This window comes from Streptomyces marokkonensis (assembly GCF_008312835.1).
In the GTDB taxonomy this organism is placed as follows: Bacteria; Actinomycetota; Actinomycetes; order Streptomycetales; family Streptomycetaceae; genus Streptomyces; species Streptomyces marokkonensis_A.
The window spans coordinates 551,162-563,913 of record NZ_VSKS01000001.1 but is presented as its reverse complement, the minus strand read 5'-3'; the positions used below and the strand labels follow the sequence as shown (position 1 = coordinate 563,913).

Annotated in this window: 10 protein-coding genes; 1 reads left to right on the top strand and 9 read right to left on the bottom strand. The window is 75.3% G+C overall.

Going from position 1 to position 12,752, the window contains the following annotated elements; all coding sequences use genetic code 11:
- Window positions 1–350: 350 nt before the first annotated feature.
- From F1615_RS02495 to F1615_RS02470, 6 genes are all read right to left on the bottom strand, one after another.
- Entirely contained in the window at window positions 351–875 is a 525-nt protein-coding gene (locus F1615_RS02495) for a hypothetical protein (RefSeq protein WP_149547163.1), read from the bottom strand.
- A 352-nt stretch (window positions 876–1,227) separates the two neighbouring features.
- Window positions 1,228–3,303: an SWIM zinc finger family protein gene (locus F1615_RS02490; RefSeq protein ID WP_149547162.1), complete on the bottom strand. Its 2,076-nt coding sequence runs from the start codon at window positions 3,301–3,303 to the stop codon at window positions 1,228–1,230.
- On the bottom strand, window positions 3,300–6,215 hold the full coding sequence (locus F1615_RS02485; protein WP_167533629.1) for a DEAD/DEAH box helicase: 2,916 nt from the start codon (window positions 6,213–6,215) through the stop codon (window positions 3,300–3,302). Before F1615_RS02485 ends, F1615_RS02490 begins: the two co-directional genes overlap by 4 nt.
- Before the next feature lie 102 nt (window positions 6,216–6,317).
- Window positions 6,318–6,896: a sugar kinase gene (locus F1615_RS02480; protein ID WP_149547161.1), complete on the bottom strand. Its 579-nt coding sequence runs from the start codon at window positions 6,894–6,896 to the stop codon at window positions 6,318–6,320.
- Entirely contained in the window at window positions 6,893–8,041 is a 1,149-nt protein-coding gene (locus F1615_RS02475) for an ROK family glucokinase (protein WP_149547160.1), read from the bottom strand. The genes F1615_RS02480 and F1615_RS02475 overlap by 4 nt, the downstream gene beginning before the upstream one ends.
- Window positions 8,042–8,232: 191 nt before the next feature.
- Window positions 8,233–8,982, bottom strand: a complete 750-nt coding sequence (locus F1615_RS02470; RefSeq protein ID WP_149547244.1) for a GntR family transcriptional regulator — start codon at window positions 8,980–8,982, stop codon at window positions 8,233–8,235.
- 116 nt (window positions 8,983–9,098) lie between these two features.
- On the opposite strand from F1615_RS02470, the gene F1615_RS02465 reads away from it, so the two are divergent.
- Entirely contained in the window at window positions 9,099–10,121 is a 1,023-nt protein-coding gene (locus F1615_RS02465) for a Gfo/Idh/MocA family protein (protein ID WP_149547159.1), read from the top strand.
- A 12-nt stretch (window positions 10,122–10,133) separates the two neighbouring features.
- On the opposite strand, the gene F1615_RS02460 is transcribed toward F1615_RS02465, so the two are convergent.
- From F1615_RS02460 to F1615_RS02450, 3 genes are all read right to left on the bottom strand, one after another.
- On the bottom strand, window positions 10,134–10,562 hold the full coding sequence (locus F1615_RS02460) for a PaaI family thioesterase (RefSeq protein WP_149547158.1): 429 nt from the start codon (window positions 10,560–10,562) through the stop codon (window positions 10,134–10,136).
- Window positions 10,563–10,602: 40 nt separating this feature from the next.
- The gene (locus tag F1615_RS02455; RefSeq protein ID WP_149547157.1) at window positions 10,603–11,277 is read right to left on the bottom strand and encodes a response regulator transcription factor; all 675 of its coding nucleotides are present in this window, start codon (window positions 11,275–11,277) and stop codon (window positions 10,603–10,605) included.
- A gap of 94 nt (window positions 11,278–11,371) precedes the next feature.
- The gene (locus F1615_RS02450) at window positions 11,372–12,622 is read right to left on the bottom strand and encodes a sensor histidine kinase (protein WP_149547156.1); all 1,251 of its coding nucleotides are present in this window, start codon (window positions 12,620–12,622) and stop codon (window positions 11,372–11,374) included.
- Window positions 12,623–12,752: the final 130 nt, after the last annotated feature.

Below are 12,752 nucleotides of genomic sequence, written 5' to 3'. Positions count from 1 at the left end.
CCGACGCACCCCCTTGCGTCGCGCGCCGGCGTCCCCCTCAGAAGCCGGTCGTCGACACATCCGTCGCTTCATATGGTGATGTGCTTGTGTGCAATTTGTGAGTGTGCTGCGAAACCTGACGGAAAGACGCGGGTATCGATCAGGACTCGCGCGGTCCGGAAGTGACCGGTCGACAACGCCGGGTCCCCTGTGAACGGCGGGGCCGTGCGGGACACCGGAGCAGGTCGCGGCCCCGGACGCGGCGCCGACGGGCCCGCTCGGCCCGTCGGCGCGACTGCCGGAGGTCTGGACCTCGTCCCGGGCCGGGAACCGGCACGAATTCGGTCAGCGGCAGTGAGCCGTCCGGTGCGTCAGGCGCAGAGCACCCGGGTCTCGGGCGTGTGGACCGGGCCCCCGCTCGCGCTGGAACTGTCACTGAACTCGGCGTAGTAGTACGAGTAGAAGCCGATGTTGCCGTTGCAGCCGGAGTCGGACGCGATCTGCAGGGTCAGCGTGACGGTCCGGCTCTGCCCGGGCGGGATGGTGGCACCGTAGTTGGCGCCCAGGTCGGCGGGCCCGGTCCCCGAGCAGGAGGTGCTGCCGGCGGCGGTGGCCAGGGTGCAGCCGGTGAAGCTGTACTTCAGGTCGGGACGCTGAGTGGTGAGCCACGTGGGGTCGATCGTCTGGTACACGAACCAGACGTCGTACGTGTGGTTGTTGGTGAGGGTCATCGACAACTGGACCGTTCCACCGGGCGTGGTGGTGGCCGTGTCGGTGGCGAACGTCAGCCCCGCGGGTGCGGGGTCGGCCGCGCTCGCGCCGGGGGCCAGGCCGAACAGGGCGAGGGCGAGGCCGAGAACCGTGGCGAGCCCGAGGCGTCTCAGTGGTGATCGCATGACCCGGGAGGCTAGGCAGACGCCATGTGACCCGTCTCCCCCACGGCGGGCCCCCCGCCCGTCCGCCGACCGAAAGCGCACCCTTCGTGAAGGAGTCGTGGACACCGTGTGATGACCGGCGGTGAGGCGTATCTCCGGGCGTCACGGACGGTCCGGCCCGCCTGCCCGGGGGCCGGCCGCCGCGGTGGTGCCGTACCGCACCGCGCGGAGACTTTGGCGCGTACCCCTGCGGTGGCGGGCCGGGAGGGACGGGCGAGCGGCGGGTCCCCCCGGCCGGAGGAGGGCCGCCCCGGTCGCACCGGACGTCACGGCCCGGGCCCGATGCGCCCGTGCGGCTGCGGCTTCCGGTGCCTCACAGGTCGCCCGGTGCGTCCAGGCCGGTCAGGGCGCCCACGGGGTCCGGGTCGGGGGTCCCGCGGGGCCACCAGTCGTCGTGGTCCGGCTCGGACTCGTACGCGTACCAGAGGTTGTCGCGGCCGAGGCGGAGCTGGACATGGCCCCGGGGGTGGGTGAGCCGGTTGTGCCGGGGGCGGAAGGCGGGGAGGTCGGCGGCGCGGAGGAGGGGACGGGCGCGGTCGAAGCGGCCGGCCGGCGGGTCCCAGGGCTCCTCCAGGACGGCGAGGCCGGCCGGGCCGCCCTGGCGCCAGGCGGCGACCGCGCGCGCCAGCTCGGCGGGGCTGCGGCCGGCGGCCCGGGCGAGGGAGGAGTACAGGGTGCGCGTCGCGGCGGTCAGGCCGGAGCCTGGGCGGGCGGCGGCGAGACGCACCGCGTCCTGCCACAGGGTGAGCCGGCCGACCGGGTCGCGGCCGGTGGTGAGCAGGGCGTGCGCGCGGGCGGCGGCGTCGGTGGCCAGTTGGTCCAGCGCGAACGGGTCCGGCCCGCCGGGGGACGCGGGGTAGACGGGTGGCTGCTCCGGATGGGCGGGCGGGGGCAACGGGGCGGGAAGCGGCGGGAGTTCCCGGCCGCGTCGGGCGACGGCGTCGGCCGCCCGTATGCCGGGCAGGGGCTCGGGCTCCCTCCCCTGGGCGGCACGGGCCGCGCGGGCGGCGCTCAGCCGGGAGAGCGCGTCGATCACCTCCCGCTCACCGCGTCCGCGCAGCAGGAGCAGCACGAACGGGTCGGAGTCGAGCAGCCGGGCGGTCTGGTAGCAGAGGGCCGCGGCGTGCTTGCAGGGGTGACCGGAGTCGGGGCAGCTGCATCGCGGGTCGAGGTCGCCTGAAGCGGGCAGCAGCGGAACGCCGCAGTCGGCGAGGGTCTGGGGCATGTCCCCGTCGAGCAGCGCCGCGATGTGTCCGGGCCGCTCGGCGGCGGCGTCCAGGAACCGCTCCCAGTCGGCGTCCCCGAACGTCCGCAGCCGCACCTGGACGCGGTACGGCCGCGGGCGGCTGCCCCGCACGTACGCGAGGACCAGCCCCGGTGTGACGGTGATGGCGTCGACATGTCCCTGCTCGGCGTAGGCGCGTCCGCGCGCGAGCCGCGCGGGGTCCAGGGCACCGTCCTCCAGCGCGGTGACCCACGCCCTGCCCCACCACGTCCCGGCGAAGCCCTCGCCGCCCGGGGTCCGGGGCGGGAACGCCGGGAAGGTGCGGCGCAGGTCGCCGTCCCGGGCGGGGGCGGCCATGGACCGGGGCGTGGCGGGCACGGGCGGTGCGGTGTCCCGCGGGGTGCGGGACGGGCCTGCGCCGGCGTCCTCCGCGGCCCCGTCCCGGGCCCGGGTGGCCGGCCGGCCACCGGGTGGGCGCGCGTCGTCGCGCGTCGCGGGGGCGCCACCCCGGCCGGGGGCGACGTCGCTCTCCGGGTCGGGTCCGGGCAGGCGGAAGGCGTCCCTGAGCGACTCCCGTACCTCACGGGCACGGGAGTCGGCTGCCCGGTCGCCGTGGGTCGTGCGCGGGACCCGGGGTGACGGGGCGCGCCGTTCAAGGGGCTCGGCGTCCGTCGCGCGGCCGCCGGGAGCCGGGCGCGCCCGCGGCGCCTCCTCACGCGCGGAGCGCAGCGCCTCGCGCGCGATGTCCCCGGGGCGCCGGGGCGCGTGGTGTCCGGCAGCACCACCGGCAGGGGCCTCCGTGTCCCCGGACACCGACGGGCCGGCAGGGGGCGGAGCGTCGCCGTGGGGCCCCTCCTCGGAGGGTGCCCCTCCCTCCGTCGCCGGTGCGCCGGTGTCCTCGCGGTCCGGTTCCGCGGCATCGCCGGGCCCTTCCGTACCGCGCCGGGCCCGCACCGCCTGCCGCAGCGCCTCGCGGGCCGCGTCGCCCGGGCGGTGGCCGGGGCCGGGGCGACCGGTGCCGTCGGGCCGTCCGGGGGCCGGGGCAGCCGGCTGGTCCGGAGCGGGCCGGTGCTCCGGCGTGTCCGTGGCCGCCGGTTCGCGGGTCGTCCGTGCGCGTGCCGCGCGCAGGGCCTCGCGCGCCTCGTCGGACGGGCGGGGGGTCACGCCGGCCTCCGCAGGGACACGAGGGCGGACAGGTCGCGGTCGGACAGTTCCGTGAGTGCCGACTCGCCGGAGCCGAGGATCGCGTCGGCCAGGGCCCGCTTGGACTCCAGCATCTCGGCGATACGGTCCTCGACGGTGCCCTCGGTGACGAGGCGGTGGACCTGGACGGGCTGGGTCTGGCCGATGCGGTACGCGCGGTCGGTGGCCTGCTCCTCGACCGCGGGGTTCCACCAGCGGTCGAAGTGCACGACATGGCCCGCGCGCGTGAGGTTCAGGCCGGTGCCGGCGGCCTTCAGGGACAGGACGAGCACCGGGGTGTGTCCGCTCTGGAAGCGGTCCACCATGCGTTCCCGCTCGGGCACCGGCGTTCCGCCGTGGAGGAGGTCGACGGGGACCGCGCGCTCGGCGAGGTGTGCGGTGATCAGGCGGGCCATCCCCACGTACTGCGTGAACACGAGCGCCGAGCCGTCCTCGGCGAGCAGGGTGTCCAACAGCTCGTCGAGCAGCGCGAGTTTGCCGGAGCGGGCCACGAGCCGGTCGCCTCCGGCGTGCGCGTGCTCCTCCTTCAGATACAGCGCCGGATGGTCGCAGATCTGCTTCAGCGAGGTCAGCAGCTTCAGCACCAGGCCGCGGCGGCCCATGCCCCGCGCGGTCTCGATGGCGGTCATCGACTCGCGCACCACCGCCTCGTACAGCGCGGCCTGTTCGCGGGTGAGCGGCACGGGGTGGTCCGTCTCGGTCTTCGGCGGCAGCTCGGGGACGATGCCGGGGTCGGACTTCCTGCGCCGCAGGAGGAAGGGGCGCACCAGGCGGGCGAGGCGCCCGGCCGCCTCCTCGTCCTCGCCGGTCTCCACCGCGCGTGCGTGCCGCGCCCGGAAGGACTTCAGCGGACCGAGGAGTCCCGGGGTCGTCCAGTCGAGGAGGGCCCACAGCTCGGAGAGGTTGTTCTCCACGGGTGTGCCGGTGAGGGCCACCCGCGCGGGGGCCGGGATCGTGCGCAGTGCCTTCGCCGTCGCGGAGTGGGGGTTCTTGACGTGCTGCGCCTCGTCGGCGACGACCATGCCCCAGCGGTGTGCGGCCAGGGCCGGCGCGGCGGACCGCATGGTGCCGTAGGTGGTGAGGACGAAGCCGCCGTCCGCCTCGTCCAGGGCGCGGTCGGCGCCGTGGAAGCGGCGCACGGGGACGCCGGGCGCGAACCGGGTGATCTCCCGCTGCCAGTTGCCGAGCAGCGAGGCGGGGCAGACCACCAGGGTGGGCTCGCGGCGGGCCCGTTTAAGGTGCAGCGCGATGAGGGTGACGGTCTTGCCGAGGCCCATGTCGTCCGCGAGGCAGCCGCCGAGACCGAGGGAGGTCATGAGGTCGAGCCAGGCCAGGCCCCGGAGCTGGTAGTCGCGCAGGGTGGCGTCCAGACCCGGCGGTGGCGCGGCGGGCCGCACGCCCGCGGTCAGGCGGTCGCGGAGGGCGGCCAGGGCCCCGGCGGGGACCGCCTCGACGGTCTCCCCGTCGATCTCCGCGCTGCCGGTGAGGGCCACGGACAGCGCGTCGACGGGGTCGAGCAGGCCCAGGTCGCGTTTGCGGGCCTTGCGGACGAGGGCGGGGTCGACCAGCACCCACTGGTCGCGCAGCCGGACGACGGGGCGGTGCGCCTCGGCCAGGGCGTCCATCTCGGCCTCGGTGAGCGGGTCGCCGCCGAGGGCGAGCAGCCAGCCGAACCGCAGGAGGTCCTCGCTCTCGAAGAAGCCGCTGCCGTCGGTGGCCGAGCCGGGTGCCGGTCGGACCACCGCCGTGGCGGTCAGGTCCTGGGCGAGGTCGCGGGGCCAGTGCACGGCGACGCCGGCCGCCGCGAGCCGGGTGGCCGCGACGCCGAGCAGGTCGCCCAGCTCGTCCTCGGACAGGGCCAGCACGTCGGGCGCGTCCTGGTCGGAGAGCCGGTCCAGCGGCGGCCAGACGCGCGCCGCGCGGCGCACCGCGAGGGCGGCGTCCACGCGCGCGCGGGGGCCGAAGGCGGTGTCCGCCTCGCCCGCCCACAGGGCGGCCGCGTCGGCCACCAGGGTCGGGTCGGCGAGGCTGTGCACCTGCACGATCGCCGCGCCCGCACCGCGCGCACCGCTCCCGTCCCCGTCGGCGCCAGCACCCCCGTCGAAGAGGTCGTGGGCGGAGAGGTCCAGGCGGAGGGAGACGCGCACCCCGGCGTCCATGCCGGCGGCGACCTCGGCGGCCCAGTCGTGGGCGTCGGGCAGACGCTGGGCCTTGCGGGCGGCGAACGGCGCTCCCGAGGCGTACGGCGCGGCCGGCGTGCGGGGCAGGGTGTCGGCGACCGCGTCCAGGAAGGCGCGCACGAGTGCCTCCGGCCGGGGCAGCCGGATCGGGCCGGGACCGGGCAGCGGGACGGCGTGGCCCTCGTAGGGCAGGGCGGCGGCCACCGCGCGCAGGTGCGCCACGTCGTCCGGTTCGAGCGGGCCCGCGCGCCAGGCGTCGTACCCGGTGGGGGTCAGGCCGGGGAGCAGCCGCCCGCGGGCCGTGAGGCGCAGCGCGTGCAGGGCGGCGGCGCCCCAGCACGCGGTGGCGGGGTGGGCCGCCGGATCGTGCCGGGCGCGGACCAGCAGCGGCAGTGCCTCGTCGACGGGCAGCGAGAGGGCCGGGACCGTCCGCCGCCGTACACCGGTGCCGTGCGGGCGGACGACGGTGAGGTCGGTGGGGAGCGCGGGACCGGAGGCGTCCGGTCCGTGGTCGTGGGGTCCGGGGAGCCCTTCGCCGTCCGGGACGCCCTCGGGGTCGTAGAAGGCGACGCGTCCGTCGCGCGGGAGAGGCGCGGGCAGGAAGACGGCCGCGAGCCCGGCGGGGACGTCGGTGGCGTGCGCGCCGGCCGGTGTGGCCGCGGGCCGCTCGGCCGTCACGGCTCGCTCACTCATACGCCCTGTCACCTTCTCGCCCGCGTGTCGCACCAGTCGTCTTCGACTCTACGGGCGGGGTCCGACAATCGGCCCCGCGGCCGGTGCGGCGCCGGGCCGGAGTCAGGGCACGGTGCGGGAGACGACGTACACCCTCGGGTAGCCCGGCTTGTCGTGGTGGACGACGACGTCGTGCGTGGGCGCCGGGTTCTCCTGCTCGTGGACCAGTCCCGACCAGGTGCCGGGTCCGTCGAACGTCCAGCCGGTGATCTCCCGGTCGCGCCCGCTGATGGTGAGGTCGCCCCGCTTCAGCTCGCTCTCCTGTACGCCCATGCCGGCGAGGAACGCGCTCAGGCCCGCGTCGGTGGTCTCGAACTCGACGTACAGGCGGCTGGTCTTCCAGTTGTTGGTCTCGTACGAGGCCACCCACCAGGCCGGGTGCGGAATGGGCACCTGGTAGATGCGGCGCTGGAGCTTGGACGGCCAGCCCTCGGTGAGGCCGGTCGCGGAGTACTTGGCCTCCTTGTCCTTGCCGCTGGCCCGGCTCTGGTTGGCCGAGATGACCAGGTAGCCGGCGGGGATGCCGATGAGCAGGACGATGATCAGCAGGGTGAGGGCCCTGCGGCGGATCATGTGCCGCCGGTCCTCCGCCGGGCGGGGCTCGTCCGGCACGGCCGGCTGCTGGGGGAACTCGCCGGTCACAGCGACTCCCGGGTGGTGCGGCGGGCCTCCGCGTACCGCTCGTAGCGCTCGTACCGCTCGACCCGGCGCCGCTTGGCCCGGCGGAAGCGGCGGGCGACCAGACGGGCGAGGTCGGCGGCGCCGACCATGCCGGCCTCGGGGCCGAGCTGGGCGCGGACGATGCGGGCCTCGGGCCGGTATCCGCGGCCGGTGAGGTGGCGCCTGAAGGCGTCCCGCGCGGGGCCGATCAGCAGGTCGTCGGCGGCGGAGACGCCGCCGCCGATGACGAAGCAGGAGGGGTCGAGGGCGGCGGCGAGGTTGGCGATGCCGACGCCGAGCCACTGGCCGATGTCCTGGAGCAGTTCGACGCACATGGCGTCGCCTTCACGGGCCAGCTCGGTGATCATCGGGCCGCTGATGTCGGCGATGTTGCCCTTGACGTGCTCGATGATCCCGTACGCGACCGGCGAGTCGGCGGCGGCCATCTCGCGCGCCTCGCGGACCAGCGCGTTGCCGGAGCTGTACTGCTCCCAGCAGCCGCGGTTGCCGCAGGGGCAGCGGTGGCCGCCGGGGACGACCTGCATGTGGCCGAACTCGCCGGCCACTCCGTACTTGCCGCGCTTGACCTGGCCGTCCTCCAGGATCGCGCCGCCGATGCCGGTGCCCAGCGTGATCATCACCAGGTGGTCCTCGCCCCGCCCGGCGCCGAAGCGCCACTCGGCCCAGGCGGCGGAGTTGGCGTCGTTGTCGACCAGGACCGGAACGGCCAGGCGGTCGGCGAGGCGGTCCCGCAGCGGCTCGTTGCGCCAGGACAGGTGGGGGGCGAACAGCACGCGGTTGCGGTCGGCGTCGACCCAGCCGGCCGCGCCGATGCCGACCGCGTGCACGTCGTGCCGGTCGGACAGGTCCAGCACCAGTTCGACGATGGTGTCCTCGACGACCTTCGGGCTCTTGGACTTGTCCGGGGTCTCCGTGCGGAGCCGCTCCAGGATGTTGCCGTCGGCGTCCACGACGCCCGCCATGACCTTGGTGCCGCCGATGTCGATGCCCACCGTCGGGACGCGGGGCGCCGTCAGGTGCGAGCGGCGCTCCCGGGTGCCGACGGTTCTCAGGACCGGGGCGCGGCGGGAGCCGATGGGGGCGGTGAAGTCGCGGTAGGTGCTCATCGAGTGCGATTCTGCCGCACCGGTGCGCCGACCGCGGTAAGGGGCAGGTGGGGGGCGGTACGGCTCACAGCCGGGTGCCGGTGGCTCGTGGTTGCTCGCGCGGTTACCCGCGCCCCTCAGGGCGCTCCACTCGACCACCGTTCGCATTGTCCGGACATTGCGACCAGCGTGGTGCGGGTGGCGCCGCGCGCTCAGGACCGTACGAGGAGCTGGAACTCGAAGGAGTAGCGGGAGGGCCGGTAGGTGTGCGTGCCGAACTCCACCGCGCGTCCGGTGTCGTCGAAGGTGACGCGCTGCATGGTGAGCAGCGGGGCGCCGGTCTGCTCGCCCAGCCGTTCGGCCTCGGCGGCGACGGCGGCCCGGGCGCCGATGGTCTGGCGGGCGCTGTGCAGGGTGATCCCGGCGGCCCGCATCAGCCGGTACAGGCCGGTGGCCTCGAGCTGCCCGGTGTCCAGGTCGAGCAGCCCGGGCGGCAGGTAGTTGCACAGGTACGCCATGGGCTCGCCGTGGGCGAGGCGCAGCCGCTCGATCCGGTGCACCTCGCTGCCCTCGCTCACGCCGAGCGCGGCCGCGACCTCGGCGGACGCGGCGACGACGGTGTTGACCAGCACCTTCGTGGCGGGACGCTGCCCGGCCGACTCCAGGTCGTCGTAGAGGCTGCTGAGCTCCAGCGGGCGCTTGACCTGGCTGTGCACCACCTGGGTACCGACCCCCCGGCGGCGTACGAGCAGGCCCTTGTCGACGAGCGACTGGATGGCCTGGCGGACCGTCGGCCGGGACAGACCGAGCCGGCCGGCGAGCTCGATCTCGTTGCCCAGCAGGGTGCCGGGGGTCAGCACGCCGTTCTCGATGGCGGACTCCAGCTGCTGGGACAGCTGGAAGTACAACGGCACGGGGGAGCCGCGGTCGACGCTCAGCTCCAGTTGTACGGGCGGGTCCACTTCTGGTTTCGGCACGGCCCGAGCGTAGCCCCGAGCGCTGTTGACGGGAAGTCGTGTAGTTCGGTTGTCCGGACATACACATTGACAGGGAGCGGCGCGGGGCCCACTTTGTTTCCATGCGCATCGGGGTCATCGGTACGGGCCGTATCGGCACCATTCACGCCCATACACTCAGCAGGCACCGCGACGTCGGGTCCTTGATCCTCACGGACGTGGATCCCGCGCGGGCCCAGGCCCTCGCACACCGGCTCGGCGAGACGGCGGCACCCGGGGTGGACGAGATCTACACCTGGGGAGTGGACGCCGTGGTGATCACGGCGGCGACGTCCGCCCACGCCGACCTGATCGGCCGGGCGGCACGGGCGGGGCTGCCGGTGTTCTGCGAGAAGCCCGTCGCCCTGGACCTCGCGGGCACGTTACAGGCGATCACGGAGGTCGAGACCGCCGGGACCGTGCTGCAGATGGGCTTCCAGCGCCGGTTCGACGCCGGTTACACGGGCGCGCGGGAGGCGGTGCGCTCGGGCAGGCTCGGACGGCTGCACACGGTACGGGCGATGACCAGCGACGCGGAGCCGCCGCCGGCCGGGTACCTGGCGCAGTCCGGCGGGCTGTACCGGGACACCCTGATCCACGACTTCGACATCCTGCGCTGGGTGACCGGCCGGGAGATCACGGAGGTCTACGCGGCCGGGTCCGACGCCGGTCCCGCGATGTTCCGCGACGCGGGCGACGTCGACACCGGCGCGGCGCTCCTCACCCTCGACGACGGCACCCTCGCCACGCTCACCGCGACCCGGCTGAACGGCGCGGGCTACGACGTCCGCATGGAACTCGCCGGGGAGCGGGACCAGATCGCCGTCGGCCTGGACGACCGTACGCCGATCGCGTCCACCGAGCCGACCGGGCCACCGGCCGCCGACAAGCCGTGGCGGGGGTTCCTGGATCGGTTCGGGCCCGCGTACGAGGCCGAGCTGATCGCCTTCGTCGAGGTGGTGCGGGGCGAGCGGGCCAACCCGTGCGACGGGCGTGAGGCGCTCCAAGCGCTGCTGATCGCGGAGGCGTGCGAGCTGTCCCGGCGGGAGCGCAGGCCGGTCAGGCCGACGGAGCTGCTGAGCGGGTCGGCGGCGGCGCCGGCCTGACGCGGGCGGCGGTCAGGGCGCCTGGACCGGCAGGACGGTGCCCTGGGCGACCGCGCACAGCGTTTCCGCGCCGTCCTCGCCGAGGGTGAGCAGATTGCAGCGGACGACGGCCTGGCGCCGGCCGGCGTGCACCACCTCGGCGCGGGCGCGCAGGGTGCGGCCGGTGGCCGGGCGCAGGTACTGGACGGAGAAGCCGCCGGTGAGGACGTACGGGCCGAGGACGGCACCGGCGGCGAAGGTGAGGGCGTTGTCGGCGGCGTAGGCGAGGACGCCGCCGTGCAGGAAGCCGTTCTGCTGGTGGAGTTCCTCACGGATGTCGACCTCCAGCGTCGCCCCGCCGTCCCCGAAGGAGGTCAGCCGGGCGCCGAGGAGCTTGCTGAAGGGCTGGCTGTCCAGGGTCTGCCGTGCGGTGGCGAGGTCGAGTGCGGGCGACGGTTCCATGGGTCGGGTCTCCTCGGTCGGGCGGGCGGGTGACGGGCGGTCAGGGCCTGTCGGTCTCCTCCAGGAGGCCGGCGTCGTGGGCGAGCAGGGCGATCTGCACACGGTTGTTGAGGTCCAGCTTGGCCAGGATCCGGGAGACGTGGGTCTTCACGGTGGCCACGCTCATGTAGAGCTCCGCGGCGATCTCGGCGTTGGCCAGGCCCCGGCCGACCGCGACGGCGACCTCGCGCTCGCGGTCGCCCAGGCCGGCGAGGCGCGCGCGTGCGCGTGTGCGCCGCGTGCCGGTCGGGGTACCGGCCGCGTGGGCCATGAGCTGCCGGGTGACCGCGGGCGACAGCACCGGGTCACCGGCCGCGACCCTGCGCACCGCGGCGAGGATCTCCGCGGGCGGGGTGTCCTTGAGGACGAACCCGGCGGCGCCCGCGCGCAGCGCCCGCAGCACCTGTTCGTCCGCGTGGAAGGTGGTGAGCACCACGACCTGCGGGGCGTCCTCCCGGCCGCGCAGCGACTCGGTCGCGGTGAGGCCGTCGACCGTCGGCATCCGGATGTCCATGAGGACGACGTCCGGGCGGGTGCGGTCGACGAGCGCCCCGACCTCGCCGCCGTCGGCGGCCTCCCCGACGATCTCGATGTCGTCCGCGCCGCCCATCATGAAGGACAGCCCGGCCCGCACCAGCGGGTCGTCGTCGACGAGGAGCACTCTGATCGCAGTCATGGGCGGTACGTAACCACGGCAGGGCGGGACGGGGACACACGGACGGAGCGGTTCCGCCGGGCCGACGGAGCCCTGCCCCCGCGCCGGTCCCGGTTCACCCCCACGGCAGCCGGGCCCGTACCCGGAAGCCGCCGTCGGAGGCGGGCCCGTGCTCCAGGGTGCCGCCCGCCAGGGTGGCGCGCTCGGTGAGCCCGATCAGGCCCTGTCCGGCGCCCGGCACGTGCGGTATGTCACCCTCCGGCGCGGGATTGCGGACGGTCACGGTGAGGCCCTCCCCCGGTCCGCCGGTGACCGCCACGGTGACCTCCGTGCCGGGGGCGTGCTTGCGGGCGTTGGTCAGGCACTCCTGCGCGATCCGGTAGGCGGTGCGGCCGACGGAGGCGGGGACGGCGGCCGGGTCGCCGACCCGCTGGTCCAGGACCACCTTCGTGCCGGCCTGCCGGGACTCGGCGACCAGGGTCTCGAGGGCCGCGAGCGTCGGCTGCGGCCGGCCCGCGTCGTCGGACTCGCCGGCCCGCAGCACACCGATGATCTCCCGCAGGTCCTGCAGCGCCTCGTGCGCGCTCTCCCGGATCACCCCGGCCGCCCGCGCGACCTCCTCGCGCGGGGCGTCGGGCCGGAACTCCAGCGCGCCGGCGTGCACGCTCAGCAGCGTCAGCCGGTGCGCGAGCACGTCGTGCATCTCCCGCGCGATGGCCTCCCGCGCGAGCCGCTGCGCCTGCTCGGCCCGCAGCCGTGCCTCCGTCTCCGCCCGCCGTGCCCGGTCCCTGAGGCTCAGCATGAGCTGCCGCTTGGACCGCACGAACATGCCCCAGCCGACGACCGCGACCGTCAGCACCAGCAGCAGGACGATCGCCGCGGGATACGGCAGGTCCGGGTCGGGGCGCCACCAGAAGTACAGCGGGACGAGCGCCAGTTGGGTGGCGGCCACCCAGGCCACGTACCGGAACGGCCGGTGCACGGCGAGCGTGAACAGGGCGATCATCGCCACCCCGCCGGAGGTTTCCGAGACGAAGCCGACCGGGACCATGGCGGCGGCCAGTCCGAGCGGCAGGCGCCGGCGCAGCCACACCGCGCCGCAGGCCAGCGCGCCGAGCACCTGGTCGGCGGCGACCAGCGCAGGGGGGATGTCGCGGTTGTCGCTGAGTGTCTCCGCGCCCAGCAGGCCCACCAGGACGGCCAGCAGGAAGCAGGCGAAGTCGACGGCCCAGTCCCGCGCGGTGCGCCGGGGCCGCCGCCCGGAGCGGCTCGCGTCGGGGTCGAGTTCATGGATGAGGGCGGACGGGAAGAACCACCGGCGCCCCGTGAACTCCCAGGCGTTCTGCGCCGCCTTGTCACCAGTCACGGTCGGTCAATCTACGCAGGGGCCGTCCGGGGCACCGCGTCGCGGGACGGATCGTCCACCAAAGTCGCGTCACCGCCTACTTTCGTCGCTCCGCCCGGCCCCGGTCTCCGTCTTCCGTCGGGGCGGTACC